This is a genomic window from Histidinibacterium aquaticum (assembly GCF_008710275.1).
GTDB classification, from domain to species: domain Bacteria; phylum Pseudomonadota; class Alphaproteobacteria; order Rhodobacterales; family Rhodobacteraceae; genus Oceanicola; species Oceanicola aquaticus.
The window spans coordinates 483,865-503,045 of the sequence record NZ_VYQE01000001.1; the positions used below are offsets into that span (position 1 = coordinate 483,865).

The window sequence follows — 19,181 nt, forward strand, 5'->3', positions numbered from 1 at the left end:
ATGCGCGTTTATTATGATCGCGACTGCGACGTGAACCTCATCAAGGACAAGAAGGTGGCGATCCTCGGCTACGGCAGCCAGGGACACGCCCATGCGCTCAACCTGCGCGACTCCGGCTGCAAGAACGTCGTCGTCGCCCTGCGCGACGGCTCGCCCTCCCGCGCCAAGGCCGAGGGCGAGGGGCTTCAGGTCATGGGCATCGAGGAGGCCGCGGCCTGGTGCGACCTGATGATGTTCACCATGCCCGACGAACTGCAGGCGGCGACCTACAAGGCGCATGTCCACGACCACCTGAAGGAAGGCTCGGCGATCGCCTTCGCCCACGGGCTCAACGTCCACTTCGGGCTCATCGAGCCGAAGCCGGGTGTCGATGTCATCATGATGGCGCCCAAGGGCCCCGGCCACACGGTGCGCGGCGAATACGTGAAGGGTGGCGGCGTGCCCTGTCTGGTGGCGGTCGACAATGACGCCTCCGGGAAGGCCATGGAGATCGGCCTGTCCTACTGCTCGGCCATCGGTGGCGGGCGCTCCGGGATCATCGAGACCAACTTCCGCCAGGAGTGCGAGACCGACCTTTTCGGCGAGCAGGCCGTGCTGTGCGGCGGTCTCGTGGAACTGATCCGCATGGGCTTCGAAACGCTGGTCGAGGCCGGATACGAGCCCGAGATGGCCTACTTCGAGTGCCTGCACGAGGTGAAGCTGATCGTGGACCTGATCTACGAGGGCGGCATCGCGAACATGAACTACTCGATCTCGAATACCGCCGAGTACGGCGAGTATGTCTCCGGCCCGCGGATCCTTCCCTACGAGGAGACGAAGAAGCGGATGAAGGAGGTTCTCACCGACATCCAGACCGGCAAGTTCGTCCGCGACTTCATGCAGGAAAATGCCGTCGGCCAGCCGATGTTCAAGGCGACCCGCCGTCTGAACGACGAGCACCAGATCGAGCAGGTCGGCGAGAAGCTGCGGGGTATGATGCCCTGGATCGGCGCCGGCAAGCTGGTGGACAAGGCCAAGAACTGAGGCGGCGTCCAAATTTGGACACCCGCCCAACCCACTGAAAAGCAACGACGTTCGCGGCCTAGGCCGCGAACGTTAACCTTAGTTAAAGAGCCGCGGACCCGGCCCGTCCTTGGCAAGCGAAGACTTCTTGTGGTTCGGGTCGTGACGCAGATCGTCGGTGCGCCGCTTGCTGATGCGGGCGAGGATCAGGACGCCGACAAGGGTCCCGAAGGCGAGAAACGGAAGCAGGGCGTCGAACATCGGATATCCTTCCGGTCGAGTTCAGAGTCCGCACCGAACCCCACGACATCCCGGACCGTTCCCGGCGATGCCGCGACCGTGATGGTACCCGGAGGTGAGGGTCAGCCGACGGCCCGGAAGATCTCCGTGCGCAGCGCCTCCTCGGCTACCTCGCCGGGATCGTCCAGGTAGACTTCCCAGACGGGCATCCCGACCTCGAGCCCTTCGCCTCGCGCGTAGTCCCAGAGCTGCTGATGGGTCTGGCCGAGGGAGGAATAGGGCCCGACATGCACGCCCGCCACCGCCTCGGTTGGAAGGACGCCGGCCTGCACCGGGTCCGCCGCCTTCACCGCGTCGCCCTCCGCCACCACGACACCGGCGTGGAAGCGGATGGGGTCGGTCATGTCGAAGTAGACGCAGATCGGGGCGGACAGCGGCGTGATCCCCCGCGTCCCGCAAAAGCCGAAGACCTCCGCGAAGCCGGACCCGATCGCCTCGGACATGGCCTCGGGGGTCATGGCACTTTCGCGCGGAACGTAGAGATAGCTCTGCGGCGGGAGCGTGATCCGATCGAATGCCATGGAGACCTCCCGTGCAGCGGCTCCGTCAGCCTAGCCCGACTCCCACCGCGCTGGGAAGTCAGGCCGGGGCGGAGGCTGCCTGAACCTCGGCCACAATCCCCTCGACCACCTGGGTCAGAAGCGCCTCGTCCTCGCACTCGGCCATGACGCGAACCAGCGGCTCGGTCCCCGACTTGCGGATGAGGACGCGGCCCCCCTCGCCCATCTCGGCCTCGGCCGAGGCGATGGCCTTCTTGACCGCCTCGGAGGTGAGCGGATCGAGAGCGGGATCGTAGCGGACGTTTTGCAGCAGCTGCGGCACCCGGTCGAAGGTCTTCGCCAGGGCGGAGGCCGGCTGACCCGTCTCGACCATGGCGGCGAGGTACTGCAGGCCCGCGAGCAGGCCGTCTCCCGTGGTGGCGTAGTCCGTCATCACGATATGCCCGGACTGCTCGCCGCCAAGATTCCAGCCGCCCTTGCGCATGGCCTCGACAACGTAGCGGTCGCCGACCCGCGTGCGCTCCAGCCTGAGGCCCTGCCCCTGGAGGTAGCGCTCGAGCCCGAGGTTGGACATCACGGTCGCCACGAGCGTGCCGTCCCGCAGGCGCTGCTGCTCGGCCCAGCGGGCGGCGAAGAGCGCCATGAGTTGGTCGCCGTCGGCGACCTCGCCCGTCTCGTCGAGGATCATCACCCGGTCGGCGTCGCCGTCGAGGCAGATGCCCACGTCGGCTCCGCTCTCCAGGATGGCCTTCGAGGCGGCACCGGTCGAGGTCGAGCCGCAGTCCCGGTTGATGTTGAGGCCGTCGGGGTCGGTCCCCACCTCCACGACGTCGGCGCCCAGTTCCCAGAGCACCTCGGGCGCGACGCGGTGGGCCGCGCCGTGCGCACAGTCGATCACGACCTTCAGACCGTCCAGCCGCATGCCCGAGGGGAAGGTCGACTTCACCCGCTCCGCATAACGGAAGCGGCCATCGTCGATCCGGCGGGCCCGCCCGATTTCCCCGGCAGGCGAAGGCGACATGGGTCCGGCGACCATTTCCTCGATCTCCGCCTCGGCGGCGTCGGAAAGCTTGAAGCCATCGGGACCGAAGAACTTGATTCCGTTGTCCTCGTGCGGGTTGTGGCTGGCCGAGATCATGATGCCCATGTCGGCGCGCATCGATGTCGTGAGCAGCCCCACGGCGGGGGTCGGGACGGGGCCCAGCAGCAGCACGTTCATGCCGGTCGACGTGAGTCCCGCGGTCAGCGCGTTCTCGAACATATAGCCCGAGAGCCGCGTGTCCTTTCCGATCACCACCCGGTGGCCGTTGCGGCCGTCGCCCCGGAAGTGGCGGCCGGCAGCCGCGCCGATCTTGAGCGCCATCTCGGCGGTCATCGGCCAGCTGTTTGCGGTGCCCCGCACGCCGTCGGTGCCGAACAGCTTGCGCATGTCAGTCCTCCTCGAACCCGTCCTGGATCGCCAGATGCAGGCGGAGCGCCTGTCCGGTCTCGTGTGTGTCGTGCACGCGCAGGATATGCGCGCCCTTCGTCGCCGCCGCGAGTGCCACCGCGATGGAGCCGCCCAGCCTGTCTGCGGCGTCGTCCGCGCCGGTGATGGCCCCGATGAACCGCTTGCGCGACGCGCCGAAGAGCAGTGGAACGCCGAGCGCATGATAGCGGTCGAGATGGCGGATGAGACTCAAATTGTGTTGCAGAGTCTTGCCGAAGCCGATGCCCGGATCAGCGATGATGTTGCGGCGGTCGATGCCCGCATCCTCTGCCGCGGCGATGCGCTCTTCGAGGTGGGCGTAGACCTCTTCGACCACGTCGTCGTAGCGGGCATGGGCCTGCATGGTCTTGGGATCGGCGACCGAATGCATCAGGCAGACGGGGACGCCACGACCGGCCACGAGCGGTAGCATTTCCGGGTCGAAGCGGCCGGCCGTCACGTCGTTGACCATGTCGGCTCCGGCGTCGAGCGCGGCCTCTGCGACCGCCGCCTTGCGGGTGTCGATGCTGATGGGGGTGGCGAGGCCCGCCGCACGAATGGCCTCGATCACCGGTACGGTGCGAGCGATCTCCTCGGCCACCGGAACCTCTTCGGCGCCGGGCCGCGTGCTCTCGCCGCCGATGTCGAGGATCTCGGCCTCCCGCGCCATCGTCCGGGCGCGGGCCAGCGCCGCCTCGACCGTCGCGTGCCGTCCGCCGTCGGAGAAACTGTCGGGCGTGACGTTGAGGATACCCATGAGCCGGGGCCGGTCGAGAGCCAGGCCGCAGAGCGGCGGATGCGTGATCATGCGACCTCCGTCCTGACGGGGACCTCGGCCTCGGGCGGTTCCACGCCGACCACGACGAGCTCGGCCGCCGACATCTCGGCGGCGAACCAGGCGGCGAGGGCCAGCGGATCGCCGGTGGCGGGGCTCTCGACGGCGTCGAGGACGATCTTGGAGGGGGCCCAGACGCAGGTCTGGCCGTTCTTCATGGCCCAGTCGAGCTCGGTCCGCGATCCGGTGACCACGCAGCGGCGGTCCCGGCCGGCGAGGACCCATGCGTTCTGCTCGATGGCCAGCAGGTCGATCCGGCGCTGCGCGAGGGGCTGGTCGGCCTGCGGGGCGAGACGGTCGGAGGGGCCGACGGTGAGGATCAGCGGCGGGCCGTCGGTGAGGCGGTCGAGCAGGTGGGAGAGCCCGTCACCTTCGATGGCAGCGTTGGAGAGATAGGCGACTCGGGGATGCGGGGCCTCCTGGTGGACGGAGGCCGGCAGGTCGTCGCCCTCTCGCGAGCGGACGATCTCCACGCCGAGGTCGTAGGGGCCGCGGTCGATCTTCTCGATCCGGACGAAGACGCGGGCAGCGCGGGGTTCCGCCAGAATGCGCCAGGCGACACGCTCGGCCAGCGTCTCGAGCAGGTTGATGCGCTCCGCGCCGAGTTCGATGCCGATGGCCTCGGTCAGGCGGTCGTAGGAGAGGATGCGGTCGACGTCGTCGTCGATGGGACCGCGCTCTGGAGTGACCTCGACCGCGATGTTGAAGCGGACGCGCTGGAGGGTGCCGCGCTCCTGCTGGAAGGCGCCGATCTCGACCTCGACGGTATAGTCCCGGAGCGAGATGCGGTCGCGCGGCGCATGGGCCGATGCCTCGGCCCGCTCGGAGGGATGGGCAAAGGCCTGTCGGATCTCGTCGGTCATCTGCGCCCCCTTCGTGGTCCGCCCGGCTCGGCTCCGGGCGCCGCGACTTACCGCCGCCGGCGCCCGGGACGCAAGGGTGCCCCGTCCTCAGTTGGAGGCGGTGCGCAGCGGCCAGCGGTAGAAGTGGTGCACGCCGATGGAGGCGGTGCGGGGGAACTGCCGGGCCCAGCCGGGATTGACGGCGCGCGTGTGATAGTGCGTCGCCCCGTCGGTCAGGCGGCGCGGCGCGCCGTCGATCAGGAGCTTCGCGATCTTGCCGACGCGGCTCCAGGCCCCGCGTTCGGCCACGTTCTCGGGGCGACCGTCGCAGGTGTAGGTGAACTGGCACTCCCACTGGCGGCCGGTCCCCTGGTTCACGACAGAGCAGATGGTCCCGGGGTAGCGCGGATCGTCCACGCGGTTGAGGATCACCTCGCCCACGGCGAAGAGCCCCTCGAGGTCCTCCCCCCGGGCCTCGAAGTAGAGCGCCTCGGACAGGCAGCGCCACTGGGCGTCGCCGGTGGTGACCGGGAGGGCGTCGATCGAGGCCTCGGAATAGGTGACGGTGTCCGGCGCCGTGCCGCCGGCCCGGGTCTCGGGCGCGGGCGGCGCGAGCAGCACTTCCATCCGTCGGGATGGAACCACCTGGAGAGATTCGCTTTCTTGTCCCAGAAGGGACTCGAGCCGTGCGGCGAGAACGGTGTCGGCCGAGGCACCCCCGGCATGACCGAATCCAACAAAAACACACAGAGCCGCATATGCGGCGGCGCGCAGCGTAGCGCGTCCCGTCATGGTCTTCCCCCACTCTCTGTCGCGCGGGTCCAGCACCGCGCAAATTCGAACTGGTGGTGCGACAAGCCTGCCGCACAGCTGTCAAGGCTCTATCGCAGGGAGCCCGCGAAAACCACCCGGGGGCATGCCGTGCGGGTCACACTCGCCCACGCCCCGAGTCGGTTCCCCATATCTGGGGGGCGAATTCTTAACCTACGCTAAGGAACGGTTCGATTCCCGTTCCGCGAGTGCCAGCTGAGCAGCGGAAAGTCGCGCAATCGGCACGCGGAACGGCGAGCAGGAGACGTAGTCGAGGCCGTGCTGCCGGGAGAATTCGATCGCCGACCGGCTGCCTCCGTGCTCGCCGCAGATCGACAGCACGATGCCGGGCTCCGACGCCCGGGCCCGCTCCGCCCCCATCGAGAGCAACTCTCCCACACCGTCGAGGTCGAGGGTGTGGAAGGGGTCCTCGGCATAGACCTTTTGCTGCACGTAGGCGGACATGAACCGTCCGGCGTCGTCGCGGCTCAGACCGTAGGTCATTTGCGTGAGGTCGTTCGTGCCGAAGGACAGGAACGCGGAATGCTGCGCGATGTCGCCCGCCCGGAGCGCGGCGCGCGGCGTCTCCACCATGACCCCGAGACGATACTCCAGGTCGGCGCCGGTCTCGTTGTGAACATTGACCGCGACGGCATCGATCCGGTTCTTCACCAGCTCCACTTCGCGCATGGCCGAAACGAGCGGGATCATGATTTCAGGCACGACCCTGGCGCCGGACATCTTCGACAGGATCGCCGCCTCGAAGATGGCGCGGGCCTGCATCTCGTAGATCTCGGGGACGGTGACGCCGAGCCGGACGCCGCGCATTCCCAGCATGGGATTGTATTCCTCGAGCGCCTCGATCCGGGCCGTGACCTCGGAGAGCGGCCGGTCGAGCACGTTGGCGAGCTCGCGGATCCCGGCCTTGTCGGAGGGCAGGAACTCGTGCAGTGGCGGGTCGAAGAGGCGGATGCAAACCGGGTAGCCGCCCATGATGCTGAAGAGGTCCGCGAAATCGGCGCGCTGCATCGGCAGGAGCCGCTCCAGCACGGCGGCCCGGTCCTCGCCCTTGTCGGCGAAGATCATCTCGCGCATGACCGAGAGGCGCTCGCCCTCGAAGAACATGTGCTCGGTCCGACAGAGGCCGATGCCCTCTGCCTCGAAGTTGCGCGCCGTCTGCGCGTCGGCGGGCGTGTCCGCATTGGCGCGCACCCCGATATCGCGCACGGCATCCGCCCACTGGAGGAGCGTGCGGAAGGCCCCGTCGAGCGAGGCCTCCAGCATCGCCGGCTGCCCGGCGAGAACGTCGCCCGTCGTGCCGTCCACGGTGATAACGTCGCCCTCGCGGAACACGCGTCCGTCCGGCGCGGTGAGGCGCTTGGCCTTCCGGTCGATCAGGAGATCGGAGGCGCCGACGACGCAGGGGAGACCGAGCCCCCGGCCGATCACGGCGGCATGGCTCGTGACGCCGCCCCGCACGGTGAGCACTGCGGCGGCGGCGTGCATGCCGCGGATGTCCTCCGGAGAGGTCTCACGCCGGACGAGCACGCAGTCCTCGCCCCGGGCAGCGGAGGCCTGGGCGTCGTTCGCTGTGAAGACGATCCGCCCGGAGGCGGCGCCGGGGCTCGCCGCGATGCCGTTGGCGATGCGGTCCCGCTCGGCGTCGAGGGCAACCTGGCGGTGCAGCAGCTCCGACAGCGCGGCGGGGTCCACCCGCATCACCGCGTCTTCGCGCGAGATGATACCGTCCTGCGCGAGTTCGACCGCGATCCGGACCTTCGCGCGCGACGCCCGGTGGACCCGCACGGCGTCGAGGACCGAGAGCCGTCCGCCATCCAGCGTGAACTCGATCTGCATTTCCTCCCGGAGACGCGTGCGGGCGCGTTCGCCCATCTCCAGGAGCTCGGCGAAAACCTGTGGGTACTCGTCCTGCAGCGACGGCCCGCGCGGATCCCGGGTGAGGTAGACGGCCCCCGCCGGGTCCTCGAGCGCCTCACGTCCCTGGGACTGGCTCAGGTAGCGGCCGGTGACCTGCCGCTCCCCCGTCGCGGGGTTCACGAACTGGATGACGCCCGACCCGCAGGCGCCCTGCCCGACACCGAGCGCCAGTTGCTGGACGACGAGGCCCAGCCCGGCGCCCTCGGGCGCGCCCTTGGCCTTGCGCAGGAGGCGGGCGCTCGTCCCCTCCCAGGCGCGTGCCATGGAGCCCAGGATGTCACCCAGCTGGCGCTCGACCTCCTGCGGGAAGGGCTCTTCGGCCTCCTCCTCGTAGGTGCGCAGGGCGACAGCGAGCGTCTCGTGCGTCGGGTCCTCTGGCACCTCGAAGAGGTCGTCGTCGAGCCGGGCGACATGGGTCGCGTAGGCCTGGATGAAACGGAGGTAGAGCGAGGTCGCCGCGCGTTCACCGATCTCGTCGCAGAGCGTCGCGTGGAGGGTGTCGCAGATGCCGACGTTGAGGATGGCGCCGGGCCCGCCCCAGTCCGGGTCCTGGCTGGAGGGCCGGACCGAAAGCAGCGGCGTGGGGCCGAAGTGGCGCAGGATCTCGGTCACGTCGGGAGGCGTGCCGGCGGCGATCCGGCGCACGGCGTGAAAGCTGAGCGCCACGGTCTGCGGCACCGGCATCTCGAGCCGGATCAGCCGTTGCAGGCACTTCGCCCGGCCCCCGTGCACCTCCGCCGACATCCGCGCATCGGGCGTGATCGGGGTGATATCGGACTGGGCGAACTCTTTCTGCACTGCGGCATCCTCTTCGTCCCCACCATAGTCGGTGTGACCTTCGAGGCAATGGAAAGCTGAATCAGCCCTCGACGCGGGTCAGATCGGCCACCGAGAGGCAGAGCCTCCGGATCCGGCTGAGCAGGTTCAGCCGGTTGCGGCGCAGGATCTGGTTGTCGGAGTTCACCTGCACGGCCTCGAAAAAGGTGTCGATCGGCTGACGCAGACCGGCCATTGCCCCCATGGCGGCGACGAAATCCTCGCGCTCCATGGCCTCGTCGATCACCGGCTCTGCAGTGTCGAGAGCGGTGAAGAGCTCCTTCTCCTCGGCGGTCTCGGCGAACTTGGCGTCGGCGCCGAAGGAGTACTCCACCCCGTCCTTCTCCTCGGCCTGGGTGAGGATGTTGTTGGCGCGCTTGAAGCCCTGCAGGAGGTTGCCGCCGTCGTCGGTCTTGAGGAAGTCGCTCAGCGCCCCGGCCCGCTTGACCAGCAGGGTGAGGTCGTCATTGCCGGGCATGGCGGTGACCGCGTCGATCACGTCGTGCCGGATGCCCTCGTCACGGAGGTGCACCTTGAGGCGGTCGTGGAAGAAGGAGAGGAGGTCCTCTGCATCTGCTTCGCCGTTCGCCGAACCGATCGTCTGCAGCAAGCCGAGGCGATGGCCGTTCGACAGCACCAGCCGGATCACCCCGAGCGCGGCGCGGCGGAGGGCGAAGGGGTCCTTGGAGCCGGTCGGCTTCTCGTCGATGGCCCAAAAGCCCGAGAGGGTGTCGAGCTTGTCGGCGAGGGAGACGGCGACGGAGACCGGGGCCGAGGGGACGGTGTCGGAGGGGCCGAGGGGCGAGTAATGCTCTTCGCATGCCTGGGCGACCTCGGGCGGAAGGCCGGCGGCCTCGCTGTAGTAGCGGCCCATGAGGCCCTGAAGTTCGGGGAATTCGTAGACCATCTCCGAGCTGAGGTCGGCCTTGCAGACGCGGGCGGCCTGGGCGGCGAGCTCGGGATCGGCGCCGACCGTCGGAGCGAGCTCCTTCGCCAGCGCCTCGATCCGGGCGACGCGGTCGGCTTCGGAGCCCAGGCGGCGCTCGAAGGTGCGGTGGGAGAGGCTGTCGAGCCAAGGGCCCATGCCCTCCTTCGCGATGCGCAGGTCGTTCTCCCAGAAGAAGGCGGCGTCGGAGAGGCGGGCGGAGAGGACCTTCTGGTTGCCCGCGAGGATCGTGGCGCCCTCGTCGGCGGTCTCGATGTTGGCCACCGTGACGAAGTGCGTGATCCGGCCGTCCTTTCCGGCCGAGAGGAACTTCTGGTGCTCCTTCATGGAGGTCTGCAACACCTCGGGCGGCAGCTCCATGAAGCGCCGCTCGATCTCTCCCATGAGCACGACGGGCCATTCGACGAGCCCCGCGACCTCGGCCAGCAACCCGCGGTCCTCGCGCACGTCGAGCCCGGCGGCGAAGGCGCGGTTGGTGGCGTCGTGCCAGATCAGTTCCTGGCGCTCCTCGGCGCGCAGGAGAACCTTGGCGCGCTTCAGCTTCGCCTCGTAGTCCTCGAAAGAGCCTACGGAAAACGGCTCCGGCGCCATGAAGCGGTGGCCGCGCGTCGTATTGCCCGCATGGATGCCGTCGATCTCCAGCGGCACGACCTCGGCGCCCTCCTCGGTGGTGAGGATGCAGAGGATCGAGTGCAGCGGCCGGACCCAGCGCAGGCTGCCCTCGCCCCAGCGCATCGCCTTGGGCCAGGGGAAATTGCGGATGGTCTGCTCCAGCACCTCGGCCACGATCTCGGCGGCGGGGCGGCCGGACTTCTCGATCACCGCGAAATAGAACCGGCCCTTGTCGCTCTCGCGCTCTTCCAGCTCGTCGCGGCTCACGCCCGCGCCGCGGCAGAAGCCCTCGATGGCCTTGTCGGGCGCGCCGACCTTGGGACCGCGCCGCTCTTCCCGGGTGTCCGGGCTGCGCTCGCCCAGCCCTTCAACGGTCAGCGCGAGCCTGCGGGGCGTCGCGAAGCCTGCGGCAGAGGCGTAGGAGAGGCCGGACTCGACCAGGCCGTCGGTCATCAGCTTCTTCAGGTCCTCGGCGGCCCGGGACTGCATCCGGGCCGGGATTTCCTCGGAGAAGAGTTCGATCAGGAGATCGGGCATCAGCGGTATCCTTCGGGTGCGGGCGGGCAGCCCTCCGGCGCGGGATCGCCGTCGAAGACGACCTCTCCGCAGCGGTTCAACTGGTTCCAGGCGTAGGCGCGGCCGTCGGGCATCACTGCGACCACGCGGTCGACGCCGTATTCGATGTTCTCCTCGCCCAGGAAGGCGATGGCCTGGTCCTCGAGCGCGGCGCCGATCTCGTCGGCGTCGAAGCAGTCGAACCAGCCTGGAGCGACGAGGGGCACGGCCTCTTCGTAGATCTCGTAGGTTTCGGTCAGCGTGGGCACCGAGAGGCCCATGTCGAAGCAGGCGCGGTAGCGGATCGGAGAGCTGCCGGAGTCGATGCCCTGGAAGTTCTCGACGCGCACGTCTTCCGGCTCTCCGGTCGAGAGGTTCACGAGCTGCACCTTCGCCTCTTCCGGCGGGATCTCCTCGTAGTAGGCGAAGACCTGCAGGTAGTAGAGAGCGATCCCGGCGACGAGCGCAGTCACGAGAATTCCCAGTATGGCGATGCGGCCTGCGCTCATGCGGCGGCCCCGCCGGCCTCCGTCCTGACGAAGGCGTCGGCGCAGAGCTTGGCGAGGGTGCGGACCCGGCCGATATAGGCCTGCCGCTCGGTCACCGAGATGACGCCGCGCGCGTCGAGCAGGTTGAACAGGTGGCTGGCCTTGATGCACTGGTCATAGGCCGGATGCGCCATGACGATCTCGCGCCCCGTCTTGGGGTCGGTGTCGGGCTCTTCGAGAATGCGGCGGCATTCGGCCTCGGCCTCCTCGAAGTGGCGGAAGAGCAGATCGGTGTCGGCCACGTCGAAGTTCCAGCGCGAATATTCCCGCTCGGTCTGCCGGAAGACGTCGCCGTAGCTCAGCGGCTGCGGCGCGTCGGGGGCGTTGAAGGGCATGTCCATGACGTGATCGATGCCGAGGACGTACATCGCCAGCCGCTCCAGCCCGTAGGTCAGCTCGCCGGAGACCGGGTGGCAGTCGTGGCCGCCGACCTGCTGGAAGTAGGTGAACTGGCTGACTTCCATGCCGTCGCACCAGACCTCCCAGCCGAGGCCCCAGGCGCCGAGGGTCGGGCTCTCCCAGTCGTCCTCGACGAAGCGGATGTCGTGCATGCCCATGTCGATGCCGATGGCCTCGAGCGAGCCAAGGTAGAGCTGCTGGAGGTCCGGCGGCGAGGGTTTGATGAGCACCTGGAACTGGTAATAATGCTGCAGGCGGTTGGGGTTGTCTCCGTAGCGGCCGTCCGTCGGGCGGCGCGAGGGCTGCACGTAGGCTGCGGCCCAGGGCCGGGTACCGAGCGAGCGCAGCGTCGTGGCCGGGTGGAAGGTCCCCGCGCCGACTTCCATGTCGTAGGGCTGCAGCACGGCGCAGCCCTGCCCCGCCCAGTAGGTCTGCAGAGCGAGGATGATTTCCTGGAAGGAACGGGGTTTCTGGGCCATCGGCGCCTCTCTCCTCGGGTCGCGGCCTGCAATAGGCAAGGCCGAGGGGAGGGTCAATCACGCCACGTCCGATCAAAACCCTATCAGGCTGCCACTTTTCCGGCTGACGCGACAGGCTACTTTGCTAGGTTCGGCGAAAACATGAACAGGCGGCCGCGGAATGCGGTTCTTCGGAGAGATTGATGAACAAGACCTTGACCTCGTGTCTTCTCGCGACCGCGCTGGCTTGGCCCGCGGTCGGCATGGCCCAGAGCCAGGACACGGTATGGCTCCAGATCGAAGCGCGGCAGACCGTCGCCGGCGCGTCCTCCGCGGCGCGCTCCTACGCTCAGCAGCTCGAGAACGTCGTCGGCTTCTCCCTGGGCAACGGCTTCTACGGGATCGCGCTGGGGCCATACTCGCCACAAGACGCGCAGGCGCTGTCGCAGCAGCTGAAGGCACAAGGTCTGATCCCGCAGGACGCCTATATCGTCAGCGGCAACTCCTACGCGCAGCAGTTCTACCCGGTGGGCACCGGCGTCTCGCTTGACCCGCAGCCCCTGCCCGACGGGATTTCGGCGCCGGAGGGTGCGGCGACCGCGGAGGACTCCGCTACGATCTCGGTCGAGGACCTGGCGCGGGCGCTGGAAGAGCCGGTCGCTGCCGCCGAGGGTGAGGAAGAGCCCCAGGCCGAAGCGGAGACGGAGACCGCAGAGTCCGCGCCCGAGCCTCCGCCCGAGCCGCAGGAGACGCGCGCGGAAGCCGTCCAGTCCGAGCGTCAGCTGTCGCGAGACGAGAAGCGCGATCTGCAGATCGCGCTGGAGTGGGCCGGCTACTACGACGGGGCCATCGACGGGCTCGTCGGTCCCGGCACGCGCGGCGCGATGCGCGGGTGGCAGGAGGCGCAGGGCCTCGAGGCCACTGGCGTTCTCACCACCGCTCAGCGGAGCACGCTGCTGCGCCAATACAACGCGGTTCTCGAGGGTCTGGGCCTCGCCACCGTCCGGGACGACGCCTCGGGCATCGAGATGCTGATCCCGACAGAGGTCGTGGAATTCACCGAGTACGAACCGCCCTTCGTGAAGTTCGAGCCGACCTCGGACGACCTCCCGGCGCAGGTGCTCCTGATCTCCCAGCCCGGCAACGAGGACCGGTTCTTCGGCCTTTACGAGATCCTGCAGACGCTCGAAGTCGTACCGATGGAGGGAGAGCGCTCGCGCAACGGGCAGGAATTCACCATCGACGGCGAGAACGAGACCTACCGGACCCATATCCAGGCGAGCCGGGAGAACGGCACGATCAAGGGCTTCATGCTGGTCTGGCCCGCGGGCGACGATGAGCGCTTTAGCCGGGTCCTGGACGAGATGCAGGAGAGCTTCACCCGTATCGAGGGTGTCCTCGACCCGGCGATCGTCGCACCCGACGATGCGCAGGCGGTCGACCTCGTGGCCGGCCTCGAGGTGCGCAAGCCCGAGCTGTCGCAGTCGGGCGTCTTCATCGACCAGGCCGGGTCGGTCCTGACCAGCTCGCGGGTCGCCGAGGGCTGCACCGAGCTTACGATCGGCGGAGAGCACGAGATGCAGGTGGTCCACAGCGATCCCGACCTCGGCATCGCGGTACTGCAGCCCCAGGGCGCGCTCGCGCCGATGCGCGTGGCGGAGTTCCAGACCGCCACGCCGCGCCTTCGGGCCGAAGTGGCGGTCGCTGGCTACCCCTACGGCGGCATCCTCTCGGCTCCGGCGATGAGCTTCGGCACGCTGGCCGACCTGCGCGGGCTGGAAGGTGAGGAAGACCTCACGCGGCTCGAGATGACCGTTGAGCCCGGCGACGCGGGGGGACCGCTCTTCGATAACGGCGGTGCGGTTCTCGGGATGCTTCTCCCGCGGAACGACGAGGGCCGGGTCCTGCCGGAAGACACCAACTTCGCCGCGGATGCGGGCGCCATCGTGGCCTCGCTCGGGGGCGCCGGGATCGAGGTGCAGACCACCCGCGGCATCGAGGCGATCACGCCGGAGAGGCTGACCCAGCGGGCCGCGGAAATGACCGTGCTCGTCAGCTGCTGGTAGGGCCGCTCAGTCCTGCCAGAAACGGGCGGTGAGGATCGTCAGGACGGCGAGGACCTCCAGCCGTCCGACCAGCATCGCCGCCGAGAGCAGCCACTTGGCGGTGTCGTTGACCTCGTTAAAGTTGCCCACGGGCCCGATCTTGTCGCCGAGACCGGGCCCGACGTTCGCGATGGCGGTAGCCGCGCCGGAGACCGAGGTGATGAAGTCCTCGCCCGTCAGGCCGATCGCCACCGTGAAGAGACCCATGGTCACGATGAAGGCGACGAAGAAGCTCATGACCGAGTTCAGCACGTCCTCGCCCACGGGGCGGCCTTCGTAGCGTGGAGCGAAGACGCCGTGCGGTGAGTGGATCCGACGGATCTGCGTGCGGATCGAAGCGAAGAGCAGCTGGTAGCGGAAGATCTTGATCGAGCAGGAGGTCGAGCCCGCGCAGCCGCCGATCAGGCCGATGAAGAAGAAAAAAGTCACCGCGAACCCGCCCCAGAGCATGTAGTTCGCGCTCGCGTAGCCGGTTCCGGACATGATCGAGGTGACGTTGAAGAGGACCTCGCGGAAGGCCTTTTCGCTGAAGGTGCCTTCGTAGGTCATCAGCCAGAGGCTCAGCACGAGAACGCAGGCGAAGATGGTCCCCATGAAGCCGCGGATCTGGCTGTCCTTCCAGAGCGGGTCGGCCTGCCCCGAGACCAACTGGACGTAGCGCACGAACGGCAGGGCCGCGAGGACCATGAAGACGACGGCGACGTAGTGCGCCCCCGCCCCGTAAGCCCCGAACGAGGCGTCAGAGTTGGCGTACCCGCCGGTGGAGACCGTGGTCATGGCGTGGACCAGGGCATCGAAGCTCGTCATGCCCGTGGCCGTGTAGGCGATGGCGCAGGACAGGGTGAGTGCCACGTAGATCACGGAGATCCGGCTCGCGATCTCCGCCGCGCGGGGGAGGATCTTGCCCATGGTCTCGAAGGCTTCCGAGCGGAAGATCTGCATGCCGCCGACCTTGAGCTCGGGCAAGAAGACCATGGCCACGACGATGATCCCGATGCCGCCGAGCCACTGCAGGATTCCCCGCCAGAGCTTCAGTCCCTCCGGCAGGGCCTCGATGCCTCCGAGAACGGTCGAGCCTGTGGTCGTCAGCCCCGACATGGATTCGAAGAAGGCATTGGTGAACGAGAGGTTCGAGGCGCCCAGCATGAAGGGGATCGCCCCGAAGAAGGGAAGCGCGACCCAGACCAGGACGGTCAGCAGGAAGGTCTGTCGAAGCGTCAGCCCCTCGCTCACGCCGTTGGAGCAGGCGAGCGCCGTCAGGGCCCCGGCGACCACGGTGATCCCGGCCGACTCCAGGAAGACCGGCCAGTGACCGTTGCCCGAAACCAGGTCCGAGATCAGGGGCGCCAGCATGGTCAGGCCGAGGGAGGCGACCAGCAGGCCGATGACGTAGCCCACCGGCCTGAGATCGAGCATCGCGGTGTGATGGTGCCGCCGAGCGAGATTGTCGATCTGGTGTGACGACACCTTCAGCGCTCCATGGCCTGCGGCTCAGCCGACGTGGTGGAGCGTGTTGAAGAACTTCGGGTCGAGGCTCTCCGAAGAGAAGGTCTCGCCCTCGACGAGGATCGACACCGCGTCGTGGCTGTGCAGGCTCTCCTGGTGGCTGGCAGCCACCCGGAAGTCGCCGATCCGCGGGTCGGCGCGCAGGCGCTCGCAGAACAGCCGCGCGGCGTCCTCGACGAATATTGGGTTGGCGGCGTTGAGCTCGGCGAAGGCCTGTTCGTCCTCGCGCTTGACCATGACCTGTGTCTCGGTCGGCACGGCGTCGCGGGCCATGCCGATCAGGTCCTCGAACCAGAGGCAGCCGGGCGCGCTCTGATCGACCTCGACGGAAATCCGCGCGACGGACCGCTGGCTGTGCGGCGTCGCGAGCCGGCCGCGCACCTGGCGGGCGTGCTCGCTCAGTTCCAGCGAGCAGGGGCAGGTCGAGGAATAGACGTAGTCGAGATGGATGAACTTCTTGGCGACGCCGTTCTGCTCCACCAGTTCCAGCGCGATGTCGTAGTACTGAAAGCCGGCGAGGCCAGAGCGCAGGCTCTCGACCCGCATCGGGAAGGAGAAGCGCATCTGGATGCGGGCATCGATGCTCTCGAGGTCGGTCTTGTAGTCCGCCAGCGCCCTCTCGATCACGTCGAAGGAGAAGGTCTCCTCGGCGTGCCGGTAGAAGGTCCGCATGATGCGGGACATGTTGATGCCCTTCTTCTCGGCCTCGAGGCTGACCGTTCCGGTGACGCTGGTCTCCAGCGTCATGTCACCGCCCTCGCGGCTCTGGAAGCGGATCGGCAGGCGGAAGTTGGAGATGCCGACGTGCTGGATCGGCGTCGCCTCGCCGCGGATCAGCGCGGCGGGTCCGTTCTGAAGATCCGGCATCGTGGCCTTGTAGGCCTCGTCGGCGACGAAGTCGGCATCGTAGTCACGGGCAAGGTCGGGGTAGTTCGATACCTCGCGCCCCGGCAGCAGCCGGGACACGGCGGGGTCGAGCGTCGCGACCTCCTCGGGTGTCGCGCCACCGGCCCAGCGGCGCAGGACCGCCAGGGCGGTTTCGGCCTCGGTCCGCGTGGGCTCGCGGTCGATCTCTCGGGTGTAGAGGTTCATAGGTGTCGTCCCCCTCGTGCGGCCTCTCCCCGGAATGTGGGGTCTGAACCGCCGATTTCCATCGCATGTCGGCTGGATACGCCGCCCCGGCGCCCCTGGATCAAACGCCCTCCAGCGCGGCAACGAGGTCCGCAAGCAGGTCTTCGGGCGCTTCCAGCCCCACCGAGAGCCGCACGAGCCCCTCGGTGATGCCGAGCGCGGCGCGCTGCTCCTCGCCCAGCCGCTGGTGGGTGGTCGTGGCGGGGTGAGTCGCGATGGATTTCGCATCACCCAGGTTGTTGGAAATCGTCCATATTTCCAAGGCGTTGAGCAGGGCGAAGGCGGCGGCCTTGCTGCCGCAATCGATAGCCAGCACCGTGCCCGCCTCGCCCGTCTGGCGGCGGGTCAGCTCGTGCTGGGGATGGCTTTCGAGCCCCGGATAGAGCACCCGCGACAGTTTCGGGTGCTCCTCGAGCGCACGAGCAAGTGCTTTCGCGCCATGGCACTGTGCGCGAACGCGCAGGTCCATGGTCTCCAGCCCCTTCAGCAGGAGCCAAGCGGTGAAGGGCGAGAGGCTCCCGCCCGTGTGCTTCAGGTAGGGCTCCACCGTCTTGCGGATGAACTCCTTCGTGCCAAGGATGATGCCGCCCAGCGCCCGTCCCTGACCGTCGATGTGCTTGGTGGCGGAATAGACCACCACGTCCGCGCCCTGGCGGATCGCGTTGGAAAAGACCGGCGTCGCGAAGACATTGTCGACGATCACCTTCGCGCCGACCTCGCGGGCGACGGCGGAGACCGCCTCGATGTCGATGACCTCCAGCGTCGGGTTGGCGACGCTTTCGAAGAAAACGGCGCGGGTGTCGGGGCGCACGGCATCCCGCCACTGGTCCAGGTCGGTGCCATCGACGAAGGTGACCTCGACGCCGAAGCGGGGCAGGATCTCCTCCAGGATATAGAGACAGGATCCGAAGAGTGCCCGGGACGACACCACGTGGTCGCCGGCCTTGAGCATGGAGACCAGCGCCCCGTTGACGGCGGCCATGCCGGAGGCGGTCGCAAAGGCGTCTTCCGCGCCTTCCAGCGCGGCCATCCGCTCTTCGAACATGCGCACCGTGGGATTGCCGTAGCGGGCGTAGATGAACTCGTCCACGCCGGCCTTCAGGAACCGCTGCTCGGCGGCCTCGGCACTCTCGTAGACGAAGCCCTGTGTCAGGAACATCGCCTCACTCACCTCTCCGTACTGGCTGCGGCGGATGCCGGCGTGCACGGCCTTGGTGCGGCGGTCGAGGTCGCGGCCCGCGCGAAGGGCCTTGGGCTTGGGTAGTTCGGTCATCGGGTCGCTCTCCTGTTCCAGTCCCGACACCGGCAGAAGGCGACGGGGCTGCGGCCCCTGACCTCTTTAGCGGCTTTGATTCACGCGAGGCCAAGACCCCACGACCGTGGCCCGCAATCCGGTGAACAAATCGCCACGTCGGGCGGATTTACGCGCGGGGAGGCACTGCGGTCAAGCACGCTGCGGCGTCACGGGGCTGTAACGCTCCGGTCACGGCCATGTCGCACCTGAATGGCATGTGCCGACACAAGATGTCGTGGGGCAGCCATGTCACTCCTACAGGTCAACAGCGACGATCTTCCGGACGGCCCCCGGCTCCGGGCCGCGCTGGAGAGGCTGCCGCCGGGCGCTCCGGTCGTGGTGATGATCCACGGTTTCAAGTTCGCGCCGGGGTCCTCCTCCGATCCGCACCGACACATCCTGTCGCTGGAGCCTCGGCGTGACTGCTGGAAGTCGGTCTCGTGGCCCCGGCACCTCGGACTGGCGGGTGGCGGCGGGCTCGCGATCGGGTTCGGCTGGCCGGCGCGGGGCTCAATCTGGAGGGCGTGGCGGGCCTCCGCGCGAGCCGGGCGCAGGCTGTCGCGGCTGCTGACGATGCTCCGGGAGGTTGCGCCGGAGCGTCCGATTCACCTCGTTGGCCACTCGCTTGGTGCTCGGGTGGCGCTGTTGGCGCTGCCCGGCCTGCCGGAGCGCACGGTGGGCCGGATCATCCTGATTTCCGCCGCCGTGTTCCGGACGGAGGCGACTCGGCTGGCCGTGTCACCGGCGGGATGCAGCGCGGAGATCTTCAACGTCACGGGCCGGGAGAACACGCTCTTTGACCTCCTGCTGCGTCTGGCGATGCCGCTGGGTGGACGGACGCTGGGACAGGGCGGGCCCTCCGGGCGCAACTGGCTGGACCTCCCGCTCGACCGGTCCGGCCCTCTGCTGGCGCTGCGGGGGTTGGGGTACCGCATCTCCGCTCCGCGCGCCCGCATCTGCCATTGGTCGGGCTACCTTCGCCCGGGGGTCTGGCGCCTCTACCGCGCCCTGCTCCTGACGCCCGCCCGCACGCCCCTGCCGCTTCTTCGCAACCGTCTGGTCGCGGACCGGGAACGAGAATCGGCCTGGCGGCTGGCGGCCTTGCGCCGGGCCTGA

At 68.3% G+C, this 19,181-nt stretch carries 16 protein-coding genes; 3 read left to right on the top strand and 13 right to left on the bottom strand.

Translation table 11 applies throughout. The features are described from left to right. Positions 1-1,023 carry a ketol-acid reductoisomerase gene (gene ilvC, locus F3S47_RS02435; RefSeq protein WP_150443615.1) on the top strand — a complete coding sequence of 341 codons (1,023 nt, stop codon included), beginning with the start codon at positions 1-3 and terminating at the stop codon, positions 1,021-1,023. Positions 1,024-1,101: 78 nt separating this feature from the next. On the opposite strand, the gene F3S47_RS19265 is transcribed toward ilvC, so the two are convergent. From F3S47_RS19265 to F3S47_RS02480, 10 genes are all read right to left on the bottom strand, one after another. Next, the gene (locus F3S47_RS19265; RefSeq protein ID WP_191090055.1) at positions 1,102-1,263 is read right to left on the bottom strand and encodes a hypothetical protein; all 162 of its coding nucleotides are present in this window, start codon (positions 1,261-1,263) and stop codon (positions 1,102-1,104) included. 101 nt (positions 1,264-1,364) lie between these two features. Beyond that, positions 1,365-1,823, bottom strand: a complete 459-nt coding sequence (locus F3S47_RS02440) for a GyrI-like domain-containing protein (RefSeq protein ID WP_150443616.1) — start codon at positions 1,821-1,823, stop codon at positions 1,365-1,367. A 58-nt stretch (positions 1,824-1,881) separates the two neighbouring features. Continuing rightward, a complete protein-coding gene (gene glmM / locus F3S47_RS02445; RefSeq protein ID WP_150443617.1) occupies positions 1,882-3,231 on the bottom strand; it encodes a phosphoglucosamine mutase in 1,350 nt (449 codons plus the stop codon). Between the two features lies 1 nt (position 3,232). Further along, positions 3,233-4,078 carry a dihydropteroate synthase gene (gene folP, locus F3S47_RS02450; protein WP_150443618.1) on the bottom strand — a complete coding sequence of 282 codons (846 nt, stop codon included), beginning with the start codon at positions 4,076-4,078 and terminating at the stop codon, positions 3,233-3,235. Beyond that, positions 4,075-4,968 carry a dihydroneopterin aldolase gene (locus tag F3S47_RS02455; protein WP_150443619.1) on the bottom strand — a complete coding sequence of 298 codons (894 nt, stop codon included), beginning with the start codon at positions 4,966-4,968 and terminating at the stop codon, positions 4,075-4,077. Before F3S47_RS02455 ends, folP begins: the two co-directional genes overlap by 4 nt. Positions 4,969-5,055: 87 nt before the next feature. Beyond that, positions 5,056-5,592, bottom strand: coding sequence for a cell wall hydrolase (locus F3S47_RS02460; protein WP_317978251.1), 537 nt, complete (start codon positions 5,590-5,592; stop codon positions 5,056-5,058). Between the two features lie 339 nt (positions 5,593-5,931). Then, positions 5,932-8,439, bottom strand: coding sequence for a putative PEP-binding protein (locus F3S47_RS02465; protein WP_191090078.1), 2,508 nt, complete (start codon positions 8,437-8,439; stop codon positions 5,932-5,934). Positions 8,440-8,554: 115 nt separating this feature from the next. Continuing rightward, entirely contained in the window at positions 8,555-10,606 is a 2,052-nt protein-coding gene (glyS, locus tag F3S47_RS02470; RefSeq protein ID WP_150443622.1) for a glycine--tRNA ligase subunit beta, read from the bottom strand. Beyond that, positions 10,606-11,133 (bottom strand): DUF6446 family protein, encoded by a 528-nt coding sequence (locus tag F3S47_RS02475; RefSeq protein ID WP_150443623.1) that lies wholly within the window; start codon positions 11,131-11,133, stop codon positions 10,606-10,608. Before F3S47_RS02475 ends, glyS begins: the two co-directional genes overlap by 1 nt. Continuing rightward, positions 11,130-12,050 carry a glycine--tRNA ligase subunit alpha gene (locus tag F3S47_RS02480; RefSeq protein WP_150443624.1) on the bottom strand — a complete coding sequence of 307 codons (921 nt, stop codon included), beginning with the start codon at positions 12,048-12,050 and terminating at the stop codon, positions 11,130-11,132. The genes F3S47_RS02475 and F3S47_RS02480 overlap by 4 nt, the downstream gene beginning before the upstream one ends. A 182-nt stretch (positions 12,051-12,232) precedes the next feature. On the opposite strand from F3S47_RS02480, the gene F3S47_RS02485 reads away from it, so the two are divergent. Further along, on the top strand, positions 12,233-14,095 hold the full coding sequence (locus tag F3S47_RS02485) for a serine protease (protein WP_150443625.1): 1,863 nt from the start codon (positions 12,233-12,235) through the stop codon (positions 14,093-14,095). 6 nt (positions 14,096-14,101) lie between these two features. On the opposite strand, the gene F3S47_RS02490 is transcribed toward F3S47_RS02485, so the two are convergent. The 3 genes from F3S47_RS02490 to metZ form a co-directional block, all read right to left on the bottom strand. Further along, positions 14,102-15,550 (bottom strand): TrkH family potassium uptake protein, encoded by a 1,449-nt coding sequence (locus tag F3S47_RS02490; RefSeq protein WP_150444192.1) that lies wholly within the window; start codon positions 15,548-15,550, stop codon positions 14,102-14,104. Between the two features lie 75 nt (positions 15,551-15,625). Then, positions 15,626-16,732 (bottom strand): GTP cyclohydrolase FolE2, encoded by a 1,107-nt coding sequence (folE2, locus tag F3S47_RS02495; RefSeq protein ID WP_150443626.1) that lies wholly within the window; start codon positions 16,730-16,732, stop codon positions 15,626-15,628. A 100-nt stretch (positions 16,733-16,832) separates the two neighbouring features. Then, complete coding sequence (gene metZ, locus F3S47_RS02500) at positions 16,833-18,044, bottom strand: O-succinylhomoserine sulfhydrylase (protein WP_150443627.1); 1,212 nt, start codon at positions 18,042-18,044, stop codon at positions 16,833-16,835. Positions 18,045-18,311: 267 nt separating this feature from the next. Here metZ and F3S47_RS02505 point away from each other — a divergent pair, with 267 nt between their 5' ends. Further along, positions 18,312-19,181, top strand: a complete 870-nt coding sequence (locus tag F3S47_RS02505; RefSeq protein WP_191090056.1) for a DUF726 domain-containing protein — start codon at positions 18,312-18,314, stop codon at positions 19,179-19,181.

What these genes read in the sequence shown, in the direction of transcription:
- ilvC (WP_150443615.1), top strand. Translation starts at nt 1, where the DNA reads ATGCGCGTTTATTATGATCGCGACTGCGACGTGAACCTCATCAAGGAC.
- F3S47_RS19265 (WP_191090055.1), bottom strand. Translation starts at nt 1,263, where the DNA reads ATGTTCGACGCCCTGCTTCCGTTTCTCGCCTTCGGGACCCTTGTCGGC.
- F3S47_RS02440 (WP_150443616.1), bottom strand. Translation starts at nt 1,823, where the DNA reads ATGGCATTCGATCGGATCACGCTCCCGCCGCAGAGCTATCTCTACGTT.
- glmM (WP_150443617.1), bottom strand. Translation starts at nt 3,231, where the DNA reads ATGCGCAAGCTGTTCGGCACCGACGGCGTGCGGGGCACCGCAAACAGC.
- folP (WP_150443618.1), bottom strand. Translation starts at nt 4,078, where the DNA reads ATGATCACGCATCCGCCGCTCTGCGGCCTGGCTCTCGACCGGCCCCGG.
- F3S47_RS02455 (WP_150443619.1), bottom strand. Translation starts at nt 4,968, where the DNA reads ATGACCGACGAGATCCGACAGGCCTTTGCCCATCCCTCCGAGCGGGCC.
- F3S47_RS02465 (WP_191090078.1), bottom strand. Translation starts at nt 8,439, where the DNA reads ATGTCGGCGGAGGTGCACGGGGGCCGGGCGAAGTGCCTGCAACGGCTG.
- glyS (WP_150443622.1), bottom strand. Translation starts at nt 10,606, where the DNA reads ATGCCCGATCTCCTGATCGAACTCTTCTCCGAGGAAATCCCGGCCCGG.
- F3S47_RS02475 (WP_150443623.1), bottom strand. Translation starts at nt 11,133, where the DNA reads ATGAGCGCAGGCCGCATCGCCATACTGGGAATTCTCGTGACTGCGCTC.
- F3S47_RS02480 (WP_150443624.1), bottom strand. Translation starts at nt 12,050, where the DNA reads ATGGCCCAGAAACCCCGTTCCTTCCAGGAAATCATCCTCGCTCTGCAG.
- F3S47_RS02485 (WP_150443625.1), top strand. Translation starts at nt 12,233, where the DNA reads ATGAACAAGACCTTGACCTCGTGTCTTCTCGCGACCGCGCTGGCTTGG.
- F3S47_RS02490 (WP_150444192.1), bottom strand. Translation starts at nt 15,550, where the DNA reads ATGCTCGATCTCAGGCCGGTGGGCTACGTCATCGGCCTGCTGGTCGCC.
- folE2 (WP_150443626.1), bottom strand. Translation starts at nt 16,732, where the DNA reads ATGAACCTCTACACCCGAGAGATCGACCGCGAGCCCACGCGGACCGAG.
- metZ (WP_150443627.1), bottom strand. Translation starts at nt 18,044, where the DNA reads ATGACCGAACTACCCAAGCCCAAGGCCCTTCGCGCGGGCCGCGACCTC.
- F3S47_RS02505 (WP_191090056.1), top strand. Translation starts at nt 18,312, where the DNA reads ATGTCACTCCTACAGGTCAACAGCGACGATCTTCCGGACGGCCCCCGG.